Below are 22,574 nucleotides of genomic sequence, written 5' to 3'. Positions count from 1 at the left end.
CTGCCGGTCCGGGTCATCGACCCCTAGCGTTCTCGGAGATCACCAACGGCCCGCCCCCGGCCCCGCCACGGCGGACGGCCGGGAGCGGCACGGACGAAGGACGAAGTGGGGGCACGGTGCGGGCGAATGTCGACTACGACCTCGTGGTCGTCGGGTCGGGTCCGGCGGGCGCGACGGCGGCCCGGGTGGCCGCCCGGGGCGGCCTGAGCGTTCTCCTGGTGGACAAGAAACAGGAGTTGGGCGCGCCCATCCAGTGCTCGGGCGCGGTCAGCGCCAACGCGCTGAAGGAGGTGGGCGTCCGCCCCGAGGGCGAGTTCGTGCTGGACGCGGTGCACGGCTTCGTCACCTACGACGCGGACGGGACCGAGGAGATCCTCGACTACCGCCGCCACCGGGACGAGCCGCTCGGCTACGTGGTCGACCGCCGCCGGTTCGACCGCCACCTGGCGGGTCTGGCCGAACAGGCGGGCGCCGAGCTCTGGTTGAAGACCGAGGCGACGGGGCACACCCCCCGCCCGGACGGCACCACCGAGGTCCACCTGACCCGCCTCGGCCGACCGGTCTCCGTCACCGCGCACGTGGTGGTCGGCGCGGACGGGGTGCAGTCGCAGGTCGGCCGGTGGGCCGGCATCCAGACCAGGATCAAGCTCAAGGAACTGGCCTCCTGCTTCCAGTTCGTGGTCGAGGGCGTCGAGACCCGCGGCCTGCTGGAGATCGTCACCGGCGAGCGCTGGGCGCCCGGCGGCTACGCGTGGCTCTTCCCCAAGGGCCACGGTCACGCCGAGGTCGGCCTCGGCGTGGCCCGGACCATGACCGAGCAGGACGCGCGCTGGCACCTCGAACGGTTCATGACCGACTCGTTCCTCGCCGACCGGCTGAAGGGCGCCCGGATCGTCGAGGTGCAGGGCGGCGGCGTCCCGCTGGCGGCCCCGCTGAAGCGACAGGCCGCCGACCACATCGTGCTGATCGGCGACGCCGCCCGGCACGTCAACCCCATCACCGGGGGCGGGATCCACACGGCGCTGCGCGCCGGGACCATCGCCGGGACCTTCCTCGCGGACTTCCTGGCCGGCGATCTGCCGCCCACCGCCGAGCACTTGGAGGGTTGCCACCAGCAGTGGCTGGCGGAGCTCGGGACCACCATGTGGAAGCTCTACGACCTCAAGACCGGCATCTTCCGCGAGCGCGACCCGGCCCGCCGCGACGCCCTGCTGCACGCGACCATGACCGGCTACTTCCGGCCCGACTCCGAGTACCGCAAGGTCTGACCGGCCGGTACGCCCACCGACCACCGACCCCCAGCCACCGACCCCCAGCCACCGACCGCCAGCCACCGGCCACCGGCCACCGCCCGGTCCGCCCGAACGAAGCAGAGGACTCCTCCGATGCCCCACCAGCCCGTGGTCTTCCAGGTCAACTGGAACGCCTGCATCCAGTGCGGGGCGTGCGTCGCCGTGTGCCCGAAGGAGGCCGGATTCACCACCCCCTTCGACACCATCGCCACCGACACGCCCTGCGACATCGCCTGCATGGCCTGCGAGAAGATCTGCCCCGTCACCGCCATCGACTCGCGCCCGGCCACCGCGCGGGAACAGGCCGAGCTGCTCGCTGCCCCCGCGGCCCCGGTGCGGTGACGGCGGGCGGGGCCCGGCGGGCGGGTCCGGAAGCCCCCGGGCCTCAGGCTCCGAAGAAGCCTGCACAGGCCCCACCCGCGGCCCCGCCCGGGGCCGTCCCCGTACTCCGCTCCCGGCTCGTGCCGTGGCTGGTCTGGTCCAACCTCCTGATGGCCGGCAGTGCGGCGGGCTGGGTCGTCTGCACGGGACGGCTCGTCGGCCTGCCGGTCGACCCGGTGACCGTCGCCCAGGCCTTCCTGCTGACCGCCGTGTTCTACCTGCGCGACCGGATGGCGCCCGCCGAACAGCACGCCGACCGGGTCACCATGCCGGAGCGGACCCGCTGGCTGGTGCGCCACGCGGTCGCACTGCGCAGGCTCGGCCGGGTGCTCGCCGTGCTGGCGGCGGCCACGGTCGCCCTGCGGCCGGCCGCCCTGCCCTGGCTGCTGGGCGGGCTGGGCCTGTCGCTCAGCTACACCGTGCGGTGGATCCCCCGCCGTGGCGGCCGGGTCGCCTGGAAGCAGCTCCCGGCCGCCAAGGAGGCCCTGGTCGCCCTGCTCTGGGTCGTGGTCACCGTCCTCGTACCGGTGAGCACGGCCCACGGCCCCTGGGGCCGACGGGTCGTCCTGACCTCGGTGCTCGTCTGGTGCCTGGTCGCCACCCAGATCCTGGTCAACGACCTGCGGGACGTCGACGAGGACCGCCGCCGGGGCACCCGGTCGCTGCCGGTACTGGTCGGCACCCGCGCCGCCCGGCTGGTCGGCTGCCTGCTGTGCGGGGCGGCCGGGCTCACCGCGCTGCCGCTCGGCAGCCCCGGCCTCCTCGCGGTCGCGCTCGCCTCCCTGGCCACGGCGGCGGCCTACCGCCGGGAGCACGACGCGCGGTGGCGGCCGTGGATCGAGGCCCAGGGTGTGCTGGCGGCCGTGCTGACCGTTCTGCGCTGAGGGCCGCCCGCTGGGAACCGGGCGGCTCCCGACGCCCGGACGGAGTCAGCCGGCCACAGGCGCCGCGTGGTGGCGCTGGTAGTGGCGAGCGGCCCGGGCGCGGTTGCTGCAGGACGTCTTGCAGAACTCCTGGCGCCCGTGCTCCTTGAGGAAGTAGCGGACGCAGCGGGGGGCGGTGCAGGCGCGCAGCCGGGGCAGGTCGGGGCCGCTCAGGAAAGCGATCGCCGCGCGGGCGAGTGCCGCCGGCAGATCGGCCGGCGAGTCGGCGGGGGCGGGGTGCAGCCGGGCGACGGGTGCGGCGTCCGCGGGCCAGTGGAGCCGAGGGACCACCGGGCAGTGGGCGGCCGCTGTGTTCAGTCGGGACAGCGCCTGGTCGGCCGGGGGCAGACGGTCCGCATCGGCTCGGCTCGGCGGCGCCGGACTGACCGCCCGGGCCAACAGGGCGCGGAGCCCGGCCCGTACGGCCAGTACTCCGGTCCAGGTCGCCTCGTCGGCGAGGAAGCCGGCAGCGAATCCCTCCGCCGCGAGCAGTTCCTCGTGGGCCTCGACCCAGGAGGCCAGGCCGCTAACCGAGGTGAGGTCGTCCGCCACCCCGCCGTTGCCGTCATGGCGGATGGTGCCCGCCAGTTCCAGGGCGAGGTACCGACTCGTCGTCACGGTCCTCCTGCCTCTCATCCGCTCTTGATCACCGCGTCGGCGATAGTCTACCGTCCTAACGGTTATAGATTCATTTACCGTTAGAGACCCAAGGGGGCGCCACGCCATGGTCCTGCTCGCACAGATCAGCGATCTCCACCTCGACGGCACCGAGCGCGCACGGGAACGCGCCGCCCGTGTCATGGGCCACCTGCGGTCACTACCGACCCCGGTCGACGCGCTCCTGGTCACCGGCGACATCGCCGACCACGGGGCGCCGTCCGAGTACCGGCAGGCGGCACAACTCCTGGCCGCGCCCTTCCCGGTGCTGACCTGTCCCGGCAACCACGACGCCCGCGGGCCGATGCGCGCCGGGCTGCTCGGCGAAGCCGCGGCGGACGGCCCGGTGAACCGCCTGCACCGGATCGGCGACACCGCGGTCCTGATGTGCGACTCCAGCATCCCGGGCGAGGACGACGGCCTGTTGGACCAGGACACCATCGGCTGGCTGGCCGATTCGCTGGGCGGGCTGCCCGCCGGCACCCCCGCGCTGCTCGCCCTCCACCACCCGCCGGTGACGCTGCACCACCCGCTTCCCGACTCCTACACGTTGCAGAACGACCGCGACCTCGCCTCCCTGCTGGCCGCACATCCCGACGTGGTCGCCGTCATCACCGGGCACGCCCACACCGCCGCGGTCTCCACCTTCGCCGGGCGGCCGCTGCTGGTCGGCCCGGCGGTCACCTGGACCCTGCGCCTCCCCTGGGAGGGCGACGAACCGGCGGACCGCGACCAGCCGCCCGGGATCGCCTTCCACGTCCTCGACGAGCGGCACCGGCTGACCACGCACTTCCGCGTGGTCCTGCCGTGACGGCGCTGTCCGGTCTCCTGGACCCGCTGCCGCTCGAGGCCGTCCTCGGCTACCTCGTGGCGGTGTTCCCGCTGATCGCCACCCCGGGTACGAGCCTCGCCCTGCTCATCCAACAAGTCGCCGACGGCGGACGGCGCGCGGGCCTGCCGGTCGTCCTCGGGACCGTCACCGGCCTCTACGCCCACGCGGCACTGGCCGGGCTGGGGCTCTCCGCCCTGGTCATGCGCTCGAGCCAGGCGTTCACCGCGGTCCGGCTGGCCGGCGCGGTCTACCTGGTCGGGCTCGGCCTGTGGACCTGGCGGACCGCCGACGCCACCCGCCGCACCGACCGGGGCACCCGGTCCCGACGCCGACGGCCGCTGCCCCGGACCGGGCACTCCGCCTACCGGCGAGCCCTGCTCGGCAATGTGCTCAACCCGAAGGCCGCAGCGATCTTCCTGACCCTGACGCCGCAGTTCCTCACACCCCACCGGCCCGTCCTCCCGCAGATCCTGTTGCTCGCCACCGCGCAGGTGCTGCTGGTCGCGGCCTGGCTGCTGGTCTGGACGGTGCTGATCGGCAGCGCGGCCGCCACCCTCACCTCGGCCACGCTGCGCGCACCGATCAGACGACTCACCGGCGCCGTCCTGGTCGCCCTCGGTCTGCGGGCCGCAGCCGCCTGACGGGCCGCAGGGCGGTGGGGGTGACGGCTGTCATGTCCGTTGGGTGACGGAGTGGCCTGCCGTCCGGGGGTCGTGCTCGGGCAGGCTGGCGGGACGACGTTCGGTTGGTGTCCGTCCGTGGACACGGTGGGGTGGGGAGGCGCGGCATGAGGGTGCTGGTGGCGGGCGGGGGGATCGGTGGGCTGTGTCTGGCGCAGGGGCTGGTGCGGGCCGGGATCGACGTCCGGGTCTTCGAGCGGGAGGAGGGCGCGGAAAGCCGCTACCAGGGGTTCCGGATCGGGTTGGACGGACCCGGCCTGGCCGCGCTGCGGGAGTGCCTGCCGCCCCGGCTGCACGGGCTGCTGACGGCCGTGACCGGTCCGCTGGCCGGTGAACGGCGGGTGGTGGACGAGCAGTTGGCCGAGGTCCGGCGGCTCGGCCGAACGGACGGGGGCACCGCCGCCGACCGGCACGTGCTGCGGCAGCTGCTGCTCGCCGGGCTCGCCGGACGGGTGGAGTTCGGCCAGGTCGTGGTCGGCTACCGGAAGCTCGCGTGAGCAGGTTTGACCCCGCACCGAGCGGGGAGCCGGCTTTCAGTCCGGGGCAGGTGTGGAGGCAGGCGCTCAGGGGATGTCCCAGGCAGGTGTGTCGGTGAAAGCCATCGGGTCGGGAAGCTCCGCGGCCCGCAGGGGCATGGTGAACCACGATCGCTCGATCACCACGCCCATGACCCGCTCTGCCAGGAGGAACAGCTTCGGGCCCCAGAGCTCGGTTGGATCGGTGACGTCGATCAGGACGCCGCACCAAGAGGGGTTCCAGCGGCGGTCTCCCTCGCGCAGCGGCTTGACCGGCCCGTAGGGCTCCTCGTAGACGACCAGGTCGCCGTCGACCGCGTAGTGGACGGTGTCACCGCCGTTGACATCACACTGGAGTCCGAAGCACCTGCCTCCCCGCGACAGGCCACGCAGGACGCCGGGCACCGCTCCGGTCCATCCAGCGACCTCCAGGGCGAAGACCACACCGTCGACCGTGCCGACGCTCACATGGTCGCGCTGAAGATCCTGGATCTCTTCGGAGGTAAGGAGCCGAGTGGACTTCGCATCGCCTCCGAACCTCCGGATCACCTCGTCCTCGGCGATCCCCTCAACGAGCGTGAGGAGCGGGTAGAAGCCGTCCTCCTCATCGGCCCAATCGAACCGGTCGTCGTGAGTCTCCATGCCGCATACATAGCAGGGACCCCCGACAAGCCCACCGCCAGCCTGGGGAACAAGGCGAGCAGCTCTGCCAGCCCCTGAGCACCGGGTGGGGAAAATCAAGGCTCTGACCGGAGTTCCGTGAAAATCCCAGGTCAGCGGCATGCATACAGGATCGTTTCCCTGCGGGATGACCTGCACGTGGCTCTCCGCTCGATCGAAGATGTGCTGTTTCCCGGAGTCGATGTTGAACTGGAGTGGCTGACCGCCGGCCCGGAGGTCGTGCTGGTAGAGGTGGCCGCGTGCGGCCCGCCGGCCGGCTGTCCGGGCTGCGGAAGCCCGGCGAGGCGGAGACATTCCAGCTACTGGCGGACGTTGGCCGAACGGCCTCTCGCTGGAAGGAAGTTGGCGATACGCCTGCGGGTGCGGCGCTTCTTCTGCGACCGCGCCCGGTGCCGACGGACGACCTTCGTCGAGCAGGTCACCGGGCTGAGCGAGCGCCACGTGCGGTCCAGCGTCGGGCTGAAGGAGTGGCTGCGAGCCGTCGCCACCGAGCTGGGCGGCCGGGCCGGCGAACGACTCTGCCACAAGCTCAGCATCGCCGCCGGCCGGACCCGCCTCCTCGGGCTGCTGGAAGCGCCTGAGGCGCCCGAACGGGCGCCACGGGTGCTCGGCGTCGACGAGTTCGCGTTCCGCAGGGGCCGCACCTACGGGACCATCCTTATCGACGTCGAAACCGGCCGCGTCGTGGACGTGCTCCCGGACCGCACATCGGAGACCTTCGCCGCCTGGCTGCACAAGCACCCCGGCGCGGAGATCATCTGCCGCGACCGCGCCACCGTCTACACCCGGGCGATCAAGGAAGCCGCACCCGACGCGATCGAGGTCGCGGACCGGTGGCACCTGCTCCAGAACCTGTCGGCCGCGGTCGAGAAGACCTGCCACCAGCACCGCTCCTGCCTGCGCAAACATGTCGAACAGGAGGAGCCGCCGCCCGAGCCTCCGATGATCAACCTGCCCGTTCCGGAGCTGCCCCGCACGCCGGTCGTCGAGCGCACCCGCGACCGCCACGCGGACGTCCACCAGCTGCGGGAACAGAAATGGACGATCAGCGCCATCGCCCGTCACCTCGACCTGGACGGCAAGACCGTGCGCCGCTTCAAGACCACCCTGCTGGACGAACTCCTTGTCGCTGCGAAGGACTTCGGCATCCACAACGCCAAGCTCCTGGAGCCCTTCAAGCCCTACATGGACAGCCGGTTCACCGCCGACTGCACCAGCGGCACCCGGCTGTTCCACGAGATCCGCGTGCACGGCTACACCGGCAGTATCCAGGTCGCACGCCGCCACCTGGCCAAGCTCCGCGAGGGAACGGCCGAGCCGGTCCGCGCCGACATCCCCAACCCGCGCCGCATCACCTCGTGGATCATGCGCCCCCTCGAGACGCTCACCGACCAGGAGGAGAAGCTGCTCAACGTCAGGATCGCCTGCCCGGATATCGACCGAGCTTTCGCCCTGGCCCGGTGCTTCCGCGACCTGCTGGCCAGCCGCCGCGGAGGCATGCTGCCGGATTGGATTCGCCAGTGCGAACAGGAGGCTCCAGCCCCGGTCCGCTTGTTCGCCGGCTTCCTCCGCCAGAACCTCGCAGCCGTCACCGCCCGACTCACCCTCGAATGGAGCTCCGGTAAGGTCGAAGGCAATCTAAATCGGATCATTCTGTGGAATCAGCGATGTCAAGCCGTGTGCTTGTGCATCACGCCGAGGTAGTAGCGGTCTCGGTGAGGAACGTGGTTGTCCCGGCCGGGGAGACTGAATACAGCGCAGACGTCAGAGGGCCGGGTGAGGATGCTGGACTGCTGGCCGAACGTGAGAGTGTCGTTGACGTAGTGCTCACAACCTGCGTCATCCAGGGCTGTGACCAGTTCCTCGCGGAGCACGGTGGCCTCGAACGACTCTGATTCGGGCAGGACGAGAGAGGGGAGTTTCGCGGTCGAACCGGGCCAGAGATGGATCCAGATGCCGCTGACTGCCCGCTGAGTGACGTCCAACTTGAGTCCGCCCCAGGAGTACGGATAGCCGTCGATATCGGGCCCCTTCATGACGTGGGCGGGGTGCGGGCGCCCTTGACCGAGGAGGTCCTCGGCCTCGGTCAGGGGCATTCCGCAGTGAAGCGGGCCGACCCGGCCGGTTTGGGCGAAGTCGACGAGCACGTTCATCAAGGTCACGGCAGTGACTGTGACACTCTCCCGGGCCTGTTCGCACTCCGATATCAGCGCGATGCGGAGCCTGTCCCGCCCTGCCGGACATCGACAAGCGGCAGAAGGCGGGCCGTCACCGGCACGTCCAGTTCGCGTGGTGTCGGGCCGGCCGGAGTGGGTGTGTCGGCGAGGCGGTCGAGCAACCGGTCCAGGGCCGCCTGGCCGTCCACGACGGCAGCCTGCTCGTCGTCGGTCAGCGGGATGGACACGGCCATCTTCTGCAAGTTGCTTTTAGCTTCCAGGAGTTGGGCCTTCGTGGCGTCCTTCGGCGTGTAGAAGTCGCAGCGAGCGCAAGCCATGCGGTGCTGGCACTGCTCGAAGAAGGTGTAGCTGCAGTAGCCGTGTCCGAGGTCGTAGTGCTGCCAGGGTTCACCGGCCGCGGCGGCGCCGGAGGCGACGGCGTCACGGTCGACCAGGACCTCGATGGTGCGCACGTTGCGCTCGAAGTAGCCGGCTTCGGAGTAGGCCTTGGACAGGGTGTTGGGCGTGATCTTCGCGTAGTACTGGGTGGATTGCGGTGAGCGGTGTCCGAGCCAGGCCTGCAGCTCGAACAGAGTCATCGGTTCTTTGGCGTTGTAGAGCTGGCTGGCGATGGTGGACCGGGCGCGGTGGCTGGTGATGTTGCCGCGGATGTCGGCGGCCGGGACTCCGGCCTTGCGACACAGCATCGGGATGACGGTGTTGTTGATGTAGCTGGTGGAGACGCGGCGGGCCCGGACGGCGAACAGCGGGTCGACCAGCTCGCCGGTGCGGCGGTCGGTGAACTTCGGCTGGTCGGGGCGGGCGGCCTGCCAGGCGTCGACGGCCTGGCCGAGGATCGGGTCGACCGGCTTGGTGAAGGCGGTGCCGGTCTTGTGGGTGGGGACGTCGAGCAGGCAGACCGCATCGCGGGCCAGGACCTGCTGCGAGTCGCCGGCGATCGGTGTGCCGTCGTGCTGCCAGCGGATGCATCCCACCTTCAGCCGGGCGATCTCGTTGCTGCGTTGTCCGGAGAACAGCCAGGTCAGGGTGACCGCGCGGACCAGTTCGAACGGGTAGAAGTGCCCGGAGCGGGTCTGGGGGAGGTCGGCGGGTTCCAGATTCAGGCCAGCCCACAGCAGTTTCGCCCAGACCTCGTCGGCGATCACCCTGGGGTCGGGTCCGAGGAGGGCGGTGACGCTGCGGGGAACGGCCAACGCGCGAATGGGGTCGAAGCGGCGGGGCAGCCACTCCCATTCCTGGCAGTCGCGGAAGAACGTCCGCAGCGCGGTGATCTGGCCGGCCTTGCTGGGCGCTTCCAGCGGCTTGCCGAGACGGTCGCCCAGCCCGATCGTGCGCTGGACGTAGTCGCCGACCTTCATCCGGTCCAGCGCGGCGATCCACAAAGCGCAGGTCTGCCGGGTCCAGTCGGCCGGGTCGGCGGCGTCGGGCTGTTCGGCGGCGATCCACCGGCCGACCTTGAGCAGGTTCGAGCGAACACCGCCGCGAACGCGCGGGGTCAGCGTCGAGGTGGTGTGCCAGCGGTCGGCCCACTGTTCCCAGATCGGCGCGCCGCCACTGGCCCGGGCCGAGTGGCGGCCGGTGCCGGAACGGGGAGAATCGCAGAAGCCGAGCTCGGCGACCGCCCGCTGCATCGCGTGCAGGGTGTTCAGCCGGCTGCCTTCCAGCAGCCCGTCGCGGCGGACCCGGTCGAACAGAGCGGTGTCCAGGACTTCAAGATGCGGGCTGCGGTTGAGCAGGAACAGCTGGCAGGCCACCATCGGCAACAAGGTGTCCTCGTCCCGGCCGAGCCGGTAGCCCCAGGCGCCCAGGACCGTACGAAGTCGTGCGACCTCGCCGTCGACGCGGTCGCGTCCGAAGATCCGCCAGGCCAGGGTGAGCCGCTGGAAGCTGCCGAGCCGGTGGAACTCGTTGAAGCCACCGAGCAGGTAGGCGTGCGCGGCGAGATAGGGGCGGACCTCGTCGCCTGCCCATGCGGGCGCGTGCCGGCGGAACTCGGCCTGAGTGCGGCCGAGCAGGTGGAACCATTCCTCCTCGGTCCAGCCCCAGAAGGTCCTGCCGGTCTCCGCGCACCGCGTCAGCAGCACCGCGACCACGTCGAGCATGGCCCGTCGGCGGTGCGGGGTGGGCGGGGAGTCCAGTGCGGCGTTGACCGCCTCCAGCGGACCCAGCAGCCGCGCGATCACGCGCCAGCCCGGCGCGGACGGGTCGTGGTACTGCAGTCGCCGCAGGTTGCGCAGGCCCAGGTCGGCCACGGCTCTGGCCTCGCCGGGTCGCACTGCCACCGTGGTGTTGTCGCGGGGCGGGGAGATCGGCCAGGACCAGCGTCCGGCCCCGTCCTCGGCGGCGATGGCCGGCAGTGGTGCGGTCACCGCGACACCTCCGCCGTCGTGCCGTCCGCGGACGTGAGCATCTGTATTCGCCAGGCGTGGATGTGCTCCATGCCGCGGGCCAGCTTGTCGGCCAGGTCCCGGCCGGACAGGTGGATGTACTGGAGCGTGGAATCGGTGTTGCGGTGGCCGGCGAAGGTCGCGATCGCGTGCAACTCCCAGCCCATCCGGGCCAGATCGGTCAGACACAGGTGCCGGGTGGTGTGGGTCGAGAACTGCGGGACCCTTGCCGCCAGGGCGATCCGGCGGACCACCTTCGACCAGGTCCACAGGGTCAGCGGCTGTCCGTGGTTGCGCCGGGACTCCGACAGGAACAGCGTTCCCCTGGCCCGGCTGATCGTGGCCCGGTGGGCGAGGTAGGCCGACATCAGTACGCCGGTCGACGCCGAGTACGGCACCACTCGCTCCAGCCGGTTCTTCGTCGTCTCCGCCCGCACCCTCAGCGTGCGGTGGGCCGGATCGAGGTCGTCGGTCCGCAGTGAACACAGCTCTTCTCGCCGCAGCGCGGCATCGTAGGCCAGGGCCAGCATCACCCGGTTGCGGACCGGCTCCTCCCGCGCGACCTGCAGGATCCCCAACCACTGCTGTTCGCTGGGGATCCACGGCAGCTTCGTGAGCCGCGGCACCAGCCCGCGCTGCTGCCCGCCCCGCTGGCGCCCAGGGGTGTAGCGGCCCCGGCCCACCGGGTTCGACTCGCGCAGACCCTCCTCCATGAGGAAGTCGTAGAACAGGCGGACAGGCACCAGGCGCTGCTGGATCGTGGCGTTCGCCAGCCCCGACCCCGAGTCGATCGCCACCACGTTCGCACCCCGACGGTGCGGCCGCGACGTCAACTCACGTACGAACAGGGCGACGTGGGCGCGGTTCGCGGTGACCGGGTCGACGTCCTCCCGCTCGCACATCACCAGGTACTCGGCCAGCCCACGGGCATAGGCATCGATCGTGCGGGGCGCACGTCCGAGATCCGTCCAGATCGTCAGCCAGGTCGCCGCCTGCTCATGCCTGCCGAGCACCGGCCACTTCTCCGTCAGCACCGTCGTGTCGCTCAAGCCATCTCCCAAGTCCGTGGTTGCACCGGGGAGACATGATCACCCCGGACAGATTCCACGTAACTTTTAAAACCCTCAAGCGCCATGTACGGCCGGGCCTCGTTCCAACTCCTCCGGATCCGCATCCTCGCCCGACCATGGCCAAGCCACCTGCGGGCGCGAGGCAGAGTCCGACCAGGACACGAGGTCGAAGTCAGCGTCGGCAGGGTCCGCCTCGTACCAACCGTGACTGTCAAACCAGACCTCAATCCACTCAGCGAGGCTGCCCGCGTCGACGAACCACCCGCTGGATACGTCCTGGCCGCTGATCGCGTTGGGCTCGAAGAGCGGGACCGTTCCGTCATCGGTGCGACAGTCCACGCACGCGAACATCGCGCAGCCCCTGGTCGGCACCGGCACGACCCCTTCGGGCCACGCCCACCAGGAGTCCGAGCCCTTCGAAGGGATCCTGTCCAAGTAACGCTGAACGACCGAGGTCTCCCGGCTTGCGTCCGGTCCACCGGAGAGCGGCAGCAGGAAGCCCGCGGGACCGAAACCACCGTTGCCAACCCGCCGGTAGAGCGCCGCGAGCAGGGGATGCAGACGAAAGCCCAGTTCACGCTCGGCCTCGGCCAGCTTCGTGGCGGAAACCGGGGGCTGTAGCAACTCACTCACTGCCGACGCAGCCGCACCTTTGCTGATCAACTCATCGAAGTCGTTCACCGCTGCGTCTTCTCTGAGGCGTAAGACAGATCAAGGTGTGCAGAGCTTGACCACCGATTTCACGCAGCTCCGGGCAGAGCCGTTTTTTCGCGAATCCTCATCAACTGGGGCGTGGTCGAGTTGGACGACGACCTGCTCCATGCCGTAGCACGCCGCCATGTGCTGCTCGGGTTCGTCCCGGGTGTGGTGGTCGCTGCCACGGCGCACCGAATCGCTGCAGTCGGAGAATCCTGCTCCAGCGTCCAGATGGCTGGAAAAGGCCTTTTCTTGACATCCCAGGCATTGCTTAGATTGCCAGCAGTCGACGGACGCAGAATGTGCTCCGTCATGCTCTCAAAAGGGCGGACATCATGCGTATGGGGCGAAAGAGGGTTTTGGCGGCACTCGTGGCCGGCATTTTCAGTCTCGGTCTAACTTTGGCACCTTCGGCATTCGCCCAGGTCCATGGGCCCCATGCCTGTGGAACTGGCGACATGCAGATCTTCACCGGTTCAACCATCAAAGGTTGCTTCTCCTGGGACGGCCGCGATGGGTCGTACCTTCTCGTCAACGACTGGTACGGCGGCGTCAGGTCTGGATTCTACAGCCTGACGGTGAGCTGGCATGACGTCCGGACGGATCGGTGGTACACCTCATACATCAGCGATGGGGCGACGGCAGGGCAGCCAACCTCTAACAGCTTGCTGTACGCGATCGCCTTTAACAACCGCTAATCAATTGTTGCGGATGGTTTTCACCTGCTCGATATGTGAAAACCATCCGCAACAATGGATCAAGTGGAATGCGTCAGGTCACGGATTCACGATCCTACGCCCCCGCAGCGCCCTCCGAGCCAGGGGTGTTTCAACGTCTCAGTAATCACATGAGTTCGCAGGCCCGAGTGTTTTGGAGGGTTCGGGGCGGCCCATCACGAATACATCGAAGCTTCGGCTGAACAAGGTGACCTTGCCAAGCCGCCTTGAACCGCGATCCGCCGCCCCCGGGAACACTCGATGCCGATCCCGATCCGTCCGACCTCGGCCGCCGGTGCGTCCAGTGTCCGCTTCGGCGCCCCGGCCCCGGCCGACGCAGCCAGGTCCCCGCCCGCCTGAACGGCCAGCCACCTCGGCGGGGCCTGCATCACCAGCGCGATGATCCGAGACCGCTCGGTCTCGGTGATCCTTCGGGGCCAGCCGCTGACCGACCGATCCTCCAGCCCGAGCTCATTGAACCCGTGAAGCTACCAACGCCACGGTCTTGTGGTGGCAACCCGGCTTCGCAGCGATCGCCGCCACTCGCAACCCCGACCAGCTCAACGCGATAATCCGTGCCCTCATCACCAGATCAGCAGGCGCCTTCCGAGCCCCGCCAGTCTGACGTTCACCCGCTCCTCAGCTGCCCCCACCGCGGTCTGAGCCCGCAACAACGCTGGCACACCCCACCTCCAACCGCCCAAATTCCTTACACGGATCTCCGGTCAGAACCAAATTCAAAGATCCCTTTCAGCAGCGGCGGGAGCCAGTGGGGTCACCCGACGAAGCCCTTGCGGTGGCCGACCAGCCGCCCGACCGCCAGCAGCAGGGTCGGCGCCCACACCAGGCCGAAGACGACCAGTACGCCCGGCGGATGGTCGTCGGCGCAGACTGACAGCAGGCCTGCCGACAGGGCCACCAGGACCGCGAACGCCGAGACCGGGACCCGGACCGCCCTGCGCAGCAGACCGCCCAGCAGCCAGCGCGGCCCGCGCCGCATCCGGCGCAGCGCCCGGTCCAGCCGTGGTTCGGTGCGCAGTCCGTGTTCGATCTCCGCCAGGATCAGCAGTTCCCGGTGGGACAACCCGGGGTCGTCCATCACCGCCACCTCCCACCGCGCGGCTGCCCGTAGCCGCCGACCGCCACCCCCGCGGCGCGGGTGGGAACGGGCCGGACGGGCAGCCGCCACCACCGGTCGGACCCGGTCGGTCACGGTCGGCTGCCCCGGAGGAGGCGGGGGCGGCACGCGACGCCCCGGAGCGCCGGCACCGCCGACGCGTCTCCTCCCGCATCAGCGAACCGCTGGACGGGCCGGTCGTCCAGTCCGTGGACCGACCGAATTGCGGGGTGCGGCTCGGCCTCCCGGCACGGGCCGCCGTCAGCGGGCGAGGAACCGTTCGCCGTCCTGGGCGCGGAGCACCGCGCACAGGGCCCGCAGGCCGGATTCGGCCTGGTCGATCTGGGTGTCGGTGATCCGGACGGACGGCTCGATCCGCAGGGTGGTGGCCGCGCTGGCGGTCGGGAAGACCCGCAGGGCGTGCCGGTTGAGCAGGTAGCCGGCGGCGGCGTAGCCCAGCACGCCGGCCCGGGACAGCTCGCGCAGCACCGGGGAGTCGGACTCGGCCTGGTCCCGCAGTTCCAGACCGATCATCAGCCCTCGGCCGCGCACGTCCACGACGACGTCCTTGAAGTCGTCCCGCACCCCCGCCAGCCGGGCCAGGATCCGCTCGCCGCGCTCGGCGGCCCGCCGGTACAGGGCGCCGCCGTCCGCCTCCAGCAGGTCCAGGGTGCGGGCGGCGATCAGGGTGGAGAAGGCGTCCTTGGCGAAGGTGGAGCTGTGCAGCAGCTCGAACTCGGGCCGGTGGCGCGTGTGGTGGACCAGCATCACCGCCGCCTTGGCGACGCCGCCGCCGAGGCTCTTGGCCAGCACGTAGTAGTCGCCGCGCAGCCCGACGGCCGAACCGGCCAGGAAGCTGCCGGTGCGGCCCATCCCGCTCTGCACCTCGTCCACCACGATCGGGCAGTCCGCCTCGGCGCAGATCCGCTGCACCTCGCGCAGGTACCCGGCGGTGAGCGGCCGGACGCCGCCCTCGCCCTGGACGGGTTCCAGCAACAGCGCGGACAGGCGCGGCAGTTCGTGCTCCACCACGTCAACCACCCCGGCGGTGACGGCGAGGCCGAGCACGGTCCGGCGCTCCGCCGCGACCGCGGCGGCCAGGGCCGCCGGGTCCTCGGCGGGGACGAAGCGGCACGGGGTGGCCAGCCCGCGGAACGGCTCCCGGACGGCCGGGTTGTGGGTCAGCTGGACGCTGCCGACCAGCTTGCCGTGGAAGCCCCCGGTCAGGGCGAGCAGCACCGGCGGTTCCTCGACCCGGGCCCGGTTGGCCGCGCCGAGGGCGGCGGCCAGGGCCTCGAAGTCCCCACCGCCGGCGAGTCGTTGGGCGGTCTCGGAGAGCCGCGCGCCCTCGCGGGCGGCCTGCCGCGCCACGGCGAGGGAGGCGTCGATCCGGGCGAGCAGTTCGGCCGCCTTCAGCCCGCGGTCCAGTTCGGCGTGTTTGACGGCGGCCTCGATCGCCTCGGCGCCGCTGTTGGCGAAGACCGCGTGGTACGGGCCCGGGTCACCGGTCTCGCGGCGGAGGATGTCGTTGAGCCGGCGGGCGACGGTCTCGGCGTACGGGTGCAGCGAGAACTGCGCGTGCACTGGCACCTGCGCCGCCAGCAACTCCCGGGCCAGGGCGGTGAGGTCGGGGTGGTTGTGGCCCAGGATCGTCGCGCCGAAGCCGCCGACCAGGTCGAGCACGGGGAGTTCGCCGCCGTCCTCACTGCGCCGGTAGAGGGTGTCGCCCTCGGCGCGGACGTACTCGACGGCCAGGCCCAGCGACTCCAGCTGGGCGCGGAGGAAGGGTTCGGCCAGTGCGGTGGTGTCCATCGGGGTCCTCTCCGGGGAGTTGGTCAGAACTGGGTGTCGATGAAGCGGAGCAGTTCGTCGTCGTCGGCCCCGGCCAGGTCCGTGGTCCCGACCGGGGGCTCCGGAGCCGTGGGGGCCCCGGCCGCCGGTTCCAGCTGTCGGAGCAGGGTGCGCAGCCGCGTGGTGAGCTCCGCGCGGGCCGGTCCGTCCACGGTGGCGAGGGTGCGTTCCAGGGTGTCGAGGGCGGTGGCCGCCTCCCGCTGGTGCTGGACGGAGCCCAGCAGTCGACCCAGTTGCTCGGCGACCGCGGCGGGGTTCGGGTGGTCGTAGACCAGCGTCGCGGGGAGCTTGGCGCCGGTCAGCTTGGACAGTCGTTCCCGCAGTTCGAGCGCCATCAGGGAGTCGAAGCCCGCGTACTCGAAGGGCTCGTCGGCCGGGACCAGTTCGTCCTCGCCGAGCACCTCGGCCGCCGCCGAGCGGACCAGGTCGAGCAGGGCGGCCGGGTCGGCGGCGACCAGGCGGACGGCGTGCGGATCGGCGGCGCCCGGCGCGGGGGCCGGGGCGGACGGGGCGGGCCCGGCGAGGTCCCGGAGCATCGCGGGGACGGGGTGCCGGAGCGCGGCGGGGTCCAGGGCGAGCGGCACCAGCACCGGACGGCCGTCGGCGAGCCCCGCGTCGAACAGCCTCAGCCCCTCGGCGGGTCGCAGCGGCCGGACGCCGCTCCGGGCCAGCCGGGCGCGGTCCGCCCGGCCCAGACCGGCCGTCATGCCGCCCGCGGCCTCGCCGTCGACCCCTGCGCCGCTCTCGGCGTCGCCCTCGGTGTCGGCTGCCCAGGAGCCCCAGGCCAGCGACACCGTGGGCAGGCCGGCGGCCCGCCGTCGGGTCGCCAGGCCGTCCAGGTAGGCGTTGGCCGCCGCGTACCCGGCCTGCCCGGCCGTGCCCAGGACGCCGGCGGCGGAGGAGCAGAGCACCAGCGCGACGGGCGCGGGGAGGTCGCGGGTGGCCTCGTCCAGCCAGCGGGCCGCGTCCGCCTTGGGGCGCAGCACGGTCTCCAGCCGCCCGGGGGTGAGCGTGCTGAGCACGGCGTCGTCCAGCACCCCGGCGGCGTGCACCACCACGGTCAGTGGCGCCTCGGCCGGGACGGCGGCGACCAGCGCCCGAACCTGCTCGCGGTCGGCGACGTCGCAGCGGACGGCCTCCGCGTGGGCGCCCGACTCGGCCAGCTCGGCGCAGAGTTCGGCGACTCCGGGGGCGTCCGCGCCGCGCCGGGAGGCGAGCAGGACGCGGCGCAGCCCGTGCCGGGTGACCAGGTGGCGGGCGATCAGCCGGCCCAGCAGCCCGGTGCCGCCGGTGATCAGCGCGGTACCGGCGGGGTCCGGTACCGGGGCCTCCCCCGCCACGCTCTCCGGGGTCGCCGGGACGAGTCGGGGCACCCGGAGGGCCGGGCCCCGGCGGGCGACCTGCGGCTCGTCCGCCGCCAGCGCCGCGCCCAGGACGGCGGTGACCGCCCGGGCGTGCTCCTCGGGGCTCGCGTCGGCGGGCAGGTCGAGGTCGGCGAGCAGCAGGCGTCCGGGGTGCTCGGTCTGTGCCGAGCGGACCAGGCCCCACAGCGCGGCCTGGACCGGGTCCACCGCTTCGCCCGGCGCGGTGGCGACGGCGCGGCGGGTGGCGACGACCAGTCGGCGGTCCTCGTACCGGGGCTCGGCGAGGAAGGCCTGTACGGCTGTCAGCACCCGGGCGGTCGAGCGCCGGAGCCGCTCGGCCTCCTCGGCACCGGGCGCCTCGTCGGCGTCCCCGGCGTCCTCGGACTCCCCGGCGTCCCCAGCGTCCCCAGCGTCCCCAGCGTCCTCGGGCAGGAGCAGCGGCCAGTCCGACCCGTCCGGGGGCGCCACCAGGCCGGCGACCGGCGTCACGGCGACCGGCGTCGCGCCCCGGGCGGGTAGCTCCTGCCAGGCGACCTCGAGCAGTGCCGCACCGCTGCCGGGGGTCTGCGGCGCCTCCGGCCAGTACCGCCGCCCCCGGAACGGGTAGGTCGGCAGGTCGACCCGGCGCGCGCCGGGCGGGAGCAGCGGCGTCCAGTCGACCGGGACGCCCCGGACGAAGGCCTCCGCGAGCGAACGGGCGAACCGCTCCCGGCCGCCCTCGTCGCGGCTCAGCGTCCCGCAGACCAGGGCCGCCGGGGCCGCCCCGGCGTCGGCCAGGGTCGCCTCGATCGCCGTGCCCAGCACCGGGTGGGCGCCGACCTCGACGAAGGCCGTGCAGCCCTCGGCCGCCAGGGCCCGGACCGCCGGTTCGAAGCGCACCGGGTGGCGCAGGTTGCGGTACCAGTAGTCCGGCCCGGTCGGGCCGGTGATCCAGCCGCCGTCGACCGTCGAGTACCAGGGCACGGTGGGGGCCGACGCCCGGACGCCGTCCAGGAGCCGGAGCAGTTCGGGCTCCAGCTCCGCCACCCGGGCGGTGTGCGAGGCGTAGTCCACCGGGATCATCCGTACGTCGATCCCGCGCCGCGCCAGTTCGCCGTGGAACGCGCTGAGCGCCGCCGTTCCGCCGCCGACCACGGTGCGCTCCGGCCCGTTCAGGGCGGCGATCTCGACGCCCTCGCCGCAGGCGCGGATCCAGTCCCGCACCCGTGGCTCGGGCAGCGGCACGGAGAGCATGCCGCCGCTGCCCGCGATCCGCTCGCCGATGGCCCGGCTGCGCAGCGCCACCGTCCGGGCGGCGTCCGCCAGGGTGAGCGCCCCGGCCACGCAGGCCGCCGCGATCTCGCCCTGGGAGTGCCCGAGCACGGCGGCCGGGCGGACGCCGTAGGCCTGCCAGAGGGCCGCGAGCGAGACCATCACCGCGAAGGAGACCGGCTGGGCCACGTCCACCCGGTCCAGCGGCGGCGCGCCGGGCGCGCCGTGCACGACCTCGGTCAGCGACCAGTCGACGTGCGGGGCGAGGGCCCGCTCGCAGGCGGCCATCCGCTCCGCGAAGACGGCTTCGCCCTGCCACAACTCCCGTCCCATTCCGGCCCATTGGGCGCCCTGGCCGGGGAAGACCAGGACCACCTCCCGGTCCGCCCGGTCGACCGGCGCCGGCCCGGTGACCAGCCCGGGCGCGGTCCGGCCGTCGGCGAGGGCGTGCAGCGCCGCCCGGACGGCCGTCGGCTCGGCCGCGATCACGACGGCCCGGTGCTCGAACAGCGACCGCCCGGCGAGCAGGGACAGCGCCGCGTCCTGCGGCCGGACCCCGGCCTCCAGGCACTCGGCCAGCCGCCCGGCCTGGGCGGCCAGCGCCGCCGGGCTCCGCGCGGACAGCACCAGCGGCGGAGCCGACTCCCCTGCGGTGAGGGCCTCGTGCGGTTCGACGGCCTCGTGCGGTCTGGCGCCCCGATGGGGCTCCGGCGCCTCGTGCAGGTCGGGAGCCTGCTCCAGCACCACGTGGGCGTTGGTCCCGCTGATCCCGAAGGAGGAGACCGCGGCCCGGCGCGGCCGCCCCCGCTCGGGCCAGCGGACCGCTTCGGTGCGCAGCCGCACCGCACCGCCGGACCAGTCGACCCGTCCGGTCGGCCGCTCGGCGTGCAGGCTGCGCGGCAGCAGCCCGTGCCGCAGCGCCAGCACCGTCGCGACCACGCCGACGGCGCCGGCCGCGGCCTGGGTGTGGCCGAGGTTGGCCTTCACCGAGCCCAGCAGCAGCGGCTCGGTGCGGCCCGCCCCGTACGCGGCGATCAGCGCCTGGGCCTCGATCGGGTCGCCCAGCACCGTGCCGGTGCCGTGGGCCTCCACCGCGTCGATGTCGTCCGGGCCGAGCCCGGCGTCGGCCAGGGCCCGACGGATCACCCGCTGCTGAGCCGGTCCGTTGGGGGCGGTCAGCCCGTTGGAGGCGCCGTCCTGGTTGACGGCCGAGCCGCGCACCACGGCGAGCGGCCGACGGCCGGCCCGGCGGGCGGCCGAGAGCCGTTCCAGCACGAGGACGGCCGCGCCCTCGGCCCAGCCGGTGCCGTCGGCGTCCTCGGCGAAGGGCTTGCAGCGTCCGTCGGGGGCGATGGCGCGCTGGCGGGAGAACTCGACGAAGGCGTCCGCTGTCGCCATCACCGTCACGCCGCCGACCAGGGCCGTCGCGCACTCCCCGGCGCGCAGCGAGCGCAGCGCCAGGTGCAGGGCCACCAGCGAGGAGGAGCAGGCGGTGTCCACGGCCACCGCCGGGCCGTGGGTGCCGAGGACGTACGCGACCCGGCCGGCGGCGATGCTGGTCGCACCGCCGGTCACCCGGTAGCCGTCCGCCGTGCGGGAGACCGGGACGCGTTCGGTGTAGCCGTTGGCGAACACACCGGTGAACACGCCGACGTCCTGACCGTGCAGCGCGGACGGGGCGATCCCGGCCCGCTCCAGGGCCTCCCAGCTGGTCTCCAGCAGGAGGCGCTGCTGGGGGTCCATGGCGGCGGCCTCGCGCGGCGAGATACCGAAGAACTCGGCATCGAAGAGCGCGGCGTCGCGGAGGAAGCCGCCGTGCCGGGTGTCGGAGCGGCCGGGGGCCTCGGGGTCGGGGTCGCCGAGCGTCGCGAGGTCCCAGCCGCGGTCCTCGGGGAAGTCGGTGACGGTGTCGCGTTCCTCGGTGAGCAGCCGCCAGAGGGCTTCGGGGTCGGCGATGCCGCCGGGCAGCCGGACGGCCATGCCGGTGATCACCACCGGGTCGTCCTCGGCGGTCGGCGGGGCGGTCGGCGCGGCGGACGACCCGACGGACGCCGGGGCGGGCGCGGTGTCCGGGCCGAGGCGGGCGCGCAGCAGGGCGACCACGGCCGCCGGGGTCGGGTGGTCGAAGACCAGGGTCACCGGCAGGGTCAGGCCGGTCGCCGCCGCCAGCCGGTCGCGCAGCAGGACGGCCCGGAGGGAGTCCACGCCGAGTTCGGCGAAGCTCGCGGCGCCGTACCGGCGGCCGGGCGGGAAGCCGAGCGCCGCCTCGGTGGCGGCCGCGACCAGCTCGGCCAGGCCGTCCCGGCCGCTCGGGGTGGTCGCACCGGTCGGGCCCGTCGGCACGGTCGGGAGGGCCGGCTCGGTGGCGGACAGCAGCTCGCGCAGGGCGGCCGGGTCGGCCTTCCCGGCGCCGTTGCGCGGGAGTTCGGCCAGCAGGTGCAGCCGGACCGGGAGCTTGTGGACCGCCAGCCGGGTGGCGCCGAACTCCCGGACCGTCTCCAGGGTCGGGGCGCTGCCCGGCTCGGCGGCGGCCACCGCCACCACGGTCTCGCCCCATTCCCGGTGCGGCACCCCGACGACGGCGACCTCACGCAGACCGGGGCAGTCGGCCAGCACCCGTTCGACCTCGGCGGGGTAGACCTTCTCGCCGTTCTGGATGATCACGTTCTTCAGCCGGTCGACCAGGTACAGGCAGCCGTCGGCGTCCAGTCGGCCGAGGTCGCCGCTGCGGAACCAGCCGTCGGCGTCCCGGAGGGTCTCCTCGCCGCGCCAGTAGCCGGGCGAGACGTGCCGCCCGCGCACCCACACCTCGCCCGGGCGGTCCGGGCCGTCCACCTCCGTCCCGGTCTCCGGGTCGACGATCCGCAGTTCGGTGAACGGCATCGCCCGGCCCGCCGACCCGGCCTTGGCGACGGTGAGCTCCGCCGGCAGGTAGCTGGCGAAGCAGGCGGTCTCGGTGAGTCCCCAGGCCTGTTGCAGCATCACCCCGCGGGCCGCGTAGTCGCGCACCAGTCCGGCCGGCACCGGCGCGCCGGCCACCACGGCCCCGCGCAGCGCGGACAGGTCGGCGTCGGCGAAGCCGGTCTGGCGGGCGAGCAGGGCGTACATCGAGGGGACGGCGAAGAAGGTGTCGACCCTCAGCTCGACCAGGTCCCGCAGGGTCCGCTCGGGGTCGAACCGGCGGCGGAGCACGGTGGTGCCGCCGTGGCCGAGGTTGCGCAGGGTGAAGCAGTTGAGCCCGCCGATGTGCGAGAGCGGGGTGACCACCAGGTTGACGTCGTCCTCGCGGGTGGCCATCGCGGCGTCGACGTTGGCGGCGTTCCACCAGATGTTGCCGTGGGTGAGCCGGACGCCCTTGGGCCGGCCGGTGGTGCCCGAGGTGTACAGCAGGACGGTGAGGTCCTCGGCGTCCAGCGGCGCGGGCTCGCGCGGCGGCTGCGCGGCGGCGGCCAGCGCGGGCCCGAGCGGTGTCCAGCGCGGGCCCGGCGGGCCGGTGGGCGGGACGGCCGGGTCGTCGTCCACGAGCAGCAGCCGCGCCCCGAACCCCGGGTCGACCAGCGGGGCGTGCCCGGGTTCGGCCAGGACGGTGTGCGCCTCGCAGTCCCGTAGCAGTTCGGCCACCTCGGCGGCGCCGAGCCGGTGGCCGACCGGGACGAAGGCGGCGCCCAGCCAGCTGCAGGCGAGGTACGTCAGCAGCAGGGTCGGGCTGTTCAGCCCCAGGTAGGCGACCTGGCAGCGGGCCGTCACCCCGCCCTCGGCCAGCACCTCGGCCAGCCGCCCGGCCCGGTCCAGCAGTTCGGGGTAGCCGATGACGGTTTCCTCGTAGTGCAGGGCCGGGCCGGCTCCGGGCCGCCGGGCCGCGCGGCGCAGCGCGTCGATCGGGGTGATCTCCAGATGCATGGTCGTCCTCCTGGTCGGGGCGAGGCGCGGTCGGGCGGTCGAGCGGCGGCGCGGTCAGGCGGTGGCCAGGTCAGGCGGTGGCCG

Annotated in this window: 17 protein-coding genes; 8 read left to right on the top strand and 9 right to left on the bottom strand. The window is 72.8% G+C overall.

Features of this window, described 5'->3' with window-relative positions; translation table 11 throughout:
* Positions 1 to 116 precede the first annotated feature (116 nt).
* The 3 genes from AB0O91_RS00560 (at position 117) to AB0O91_RS00550 (ending at position 2,557) form a co-directional block, all read left to right on the top strand.
* Positions 117 to 1,268 (top strand): NAD(P)/FAD-dependent oxidoreductase, encoded by a 1,152-nt coding sequence (locus AB0O91_RS00560; protein ID WP_363426744.1) that lies wholly within the window; start codon positions 117 to 119, stop codon positions 1,266 to 1,268.
* A gap of 117 nt (positions 1,269 to 1,385) precedes the next feature.
* Complete coding sequence (locus AB0O91_RS00555) at positions 1,386 to 1,634, top strand: 4Fe-4S binding protein (protein WP_363426743.1); 249 nt, start codon at positions 1,386 to 1,388, stop codon at positions 1,632 to 1,634.
* Between the two features lie 119 nt (positions 1,635 to 1,753).
* Positions 1,754 to 2,557, top strand: a complete 804-nt coding sequence (locus tag AB0O91_RS00550; RefSeq protein ID WP_363426741.1) for a UbiA family prenyltransferase — start codon at positions 1,754 to 1,756, stop codon at positions 2,555 to 2,557.
* A 45-nt stretch (positions 2,558 to 2,602) separates the two neighbouring features.
* On the opposite strand, the gene AB0O91_RS00545 is transcribed toward AB0O91_RS00550, so the two are convergent.
* The gene (locus tag AB0O91_RS00545; RefSeq protein WP_363426739.1) at positions 2,603 to 3,214 is read right to left on the bottom strand and encodes a CGNR zinc finger domain-containing protein; all 612 of its coding nucleotides are present in this window, start codon (positions 3,212 to 3,214) and stop codon (positions 2,603 to 2,605) included.
* Between the two features lie 106 nt (positions 3,215 to 3,320).
* Between AB0O91_RS00545 and AB0O91_RS00540 the strand changes: the two genes are divergently transcribed.
* The 3 genes from AB0O91_RS00540 to AB0O91_RS00530 all read left to right on the top strand — a co-directional run bounded on the left by AB0O91_RS00540 (position 3,321) and on the right by AB0O91_RS00530 (position 5,262).
* Positions 3,321 to 4,064: a metallophosphoesterase gene (locus AB0O91_RS00540; protein WP_363426737.1), complete on the top strand. Its 744-nt coding sequence runs from the start codon at positions 3,321 to 3,323 to the stop codon at positions 4,062 to 4,064.
* Entirely contained in the window at positions 4,061 to 4,726 is a 666-nt protein-coding gene (locus AB0O91_RS00535; RefSeq protein WP_363426736.1) for a LysE family translocator, read from the top strand. Before AB0O91_RS00540 ends, AB0O91_RS00535 begins: the two co-directional genes overlap by 4 nt.
* 146 nt (positions 4,727 to 4,872) lie before the next feature.
* On the top strand, positions 4,873 to 5,262 hold the full coding sequence (locus AB0O91_RS00530; RefSeq protein ID WP_363426735.1) for an NAD(P)-binding protein: 390 nt from the start codon (positions 4,873 to 4,875) through the stop codon (positions 5,260 to 5,262).
* A gap of 66 nt (positions 5,263 to 5,328) precedes the next feature.
* Here the strand turns inward: AB0O91_RS00530 and AB0O91_RS00525 are convergent, their stop codons facing one another.
* Positions 5,329 to 5,922, bottom strand: coding sequence for a DUF6461 domain-containing protein (locus tag AB0O91_RS00525; protein WP_363426734.1), 594 nt, complete (start codon positions 5,920 to 5,922; stop codon positions 5,329 to 5,331).
* 177 nt (positions 5,923 to 6,099) lie between these two features.
* On the opposite strand from AB0O91_RS00525, the gene AB0O91_RS00520 reads away from it, so the two are divergent.
* Entirely contained in the window at positions 6,100 to 7,665 is a 1,566-nt protein-coding gene (locus AB0O91_RS00520; RefSeq protein WP_363426733.1) for an ISL3 family transposase, read from the top strand.
* Here AB0O91_RS00520 and AB0O91_RS00515 read toward each other — a convergent pair.
* From AB0O91_RS00515 to AB0O91_RS00500, 4 genes are all read right to left on the bottom strand, one after another.
* Complete coding sequence (locus AB0O91_RS00515) at positions 7,632 to 8,123, bottom strand: hypothetical protein (protein ID WP_363426731.1); 492 nt, start codon at positions 8,121 to 8,123, stop codon at positions 7,632 to 7,634. The two genes, AB0O91_RS00520 and AB0O91_RS00515, sit on opposite strands and share 34 nt — an antisense overlap.
* 44 nt (positions 8,124 to 8,167) lie before the next feature.
* Positions 8,168 to 10,507, bottom strand: a complete 2,340-nt coding sequence (locus AB0O91_RS00510; RefSeq protein ID WP_363426729.1) for a tyrosine-type recombinase/integrase — start codon at positions 10,505 to 10,507, stop codon at positions 8,168 to 8,170.
* Positions 10,504 to 11,574, bottom strand: coding sequence for a site-specific integrase (locus AB0O91_RS00505; RefSeq protein ID WP_363426728.1), 1,071 nt, complete (start codon positions 11,572 to 11,574; stop codon positions 10,504 to 10,506). Before AB0O91_RS00505 ends, AB0O91_RS00510 begins: the two co-directional genes overlap by 4 nt.
* A gap of 75 nt (positions 11,575 to 11,649) precedes the next feature.
* A complete protein-coding gene (locus AB0O91_RS00500) occupies positions 11,650 to 12,276 on the bottom strand; it encodes an SMI1/KNR4 family protein (RefSeq protein ID WP_363426727.1) in 627 nt (208 codons plus the stop codon).
* 473 nt (positions 12,277 to 12,749) lie between these two features.
* Between AB0O91_RS00500 and AB0O91_RS00495 the strand changes: the two genes are divergently transcribed.
* A complete protein-coding gene (locus AB0O91_RS00495) occupies positions 12,750 to 12,989 on the top strand; it encodes a hypothetical protein (RefSeq protein WP_363426726.1) in 240 nt (79 codons plus the stop codon).
* 793 nt (positions 12,990 to 13,782) lie between these two features.
* Here the strand turns inward: AB0O91_RS00495 and AB0O91_RS00490 are convergent.
* From AB0O91_RS00490 to AB0O91_RS00480, 3 genes are all read right to left on the bottom strand, one after another.
* Positions 13,783 to 14,106: a hypothetical protein gene (locus AB0O91_RS00490; protein WP_363426725.1), complete on the bottom strand. Its 324-nt coding sequence runs from the start codon at positions 14,104 to 14,106 to the stop codon at positions 13,783 to 13,785.
* Positions 14,107 to 14,385: 279 nt separating this feature from the next.
* The gene (locus AB0O91_RS00485) at positions 14,386 to 15,936 is read right to left on the bottom strand and encodes an aminotransferase class III-fold pyridoxal phosphate-dependent enzyme (RefSeq protein ID WP_363426723.1); all 1,551 of its coding nucleotides are present in this window, start codon (positions 15,934 to 15,936) and stop codon (positions 14,386 to 14,388) included.
* Positions 15,937 to 15,959: 23 nt separating this feature from the next.
* The gene (locus tag AB0O91_RS00480; protein ID WP_363426722.1) at positions 15,960 to 22,490 is read right to left on the bottom strand and encodes an SDR family NAD(P)-dependent oxidoreductase; all 6,531 of its coding nucleotides are present in this window, start codon (positions 22,488 to 22,490) and stop codon (positions 15,960 to 15,962) included.
* Positions 22,491 to 22,574 lie beyond the last annotated feature (84 nt).

The sequence above is a fragment of the Kitasatospora sp. NPDC089797 genome (assembly GCF_040684795.1).
Taxonomy (GTDB): domain Bacteria; phylum Actinomycetota; class Actinomycetes; order Streptomycetales; family Streptomycetaceae; genus Kitasatospora.
Note: the sequence above shows the minus strand (reverse complement) of the source record. Positions and strands in the feature narration are given on the sequence as shown.

What these genes read in the sequence shown, in the direction of transcription:
- AB0O91_RS00480 (WP_363426722.1), bottom strand. Translation starts at nt 22,490, where the DNA reads ATGCATCTGGAGATCACCCCGATCGACGCGCTGCGCCGCGCGGCCCGG.
- AB0O91_RS00485 (WP_363426723.1), bottom strand. Translation starts at nt 15,936, where the DNA reads ATGGACACCACCGCACTGGCCGAACCCTTCCTCCGCGCCCAGCTGGAG.
- AB0O91_RS00540 (WP_363426737.1), top strand. Translation starts at nt 3,321, where the DNA reads ATGGTCCTGCTCGCACAGATCAGCGATCTCCACCTCGACGGCACCGAG.
- AB0O91_RS00525 (WP_363426734.1), bottom strand. Translation starts at nt 5,922, where the DNA reads ATGGAGACTCACGACGACCGGTTCGATTGGGCCGATGAGGAGGACGGC.
- AB0O91_RS00530 (WP_363426735.1), top strand. Translation starts at nt 4,873, where the DNA reads ATGAGGGTGCTGGTGGCGGGCGGGGGGATCGGTGGGCTGTGTCTGGCG.
- AB0O91_RS00555 (WP_363426743.1), top strand. Translation starts at nt 1,386, where the DNA reads ATGCCCCACCAGCCCGTGGTCTTCCAGGTCAACTGGAACGCCTGCATC.
- AB0O91_RS00495 (WP_363426726.1), top strand. Translation starts at nt 12,750, where the DNA reads ATGCAGATCTTCACCGGTTCAACCATCAAAGGTTGCTTCTCCTGGGAC.
- AB0O91_RS00490 (WP_363426725.1), bottom strand. Translation starts at nt 14,106, where the DNA reads ATGGACGACCCCGGGTTGTCCCACCGGGAACTGCTGATCCTGGCGGAG.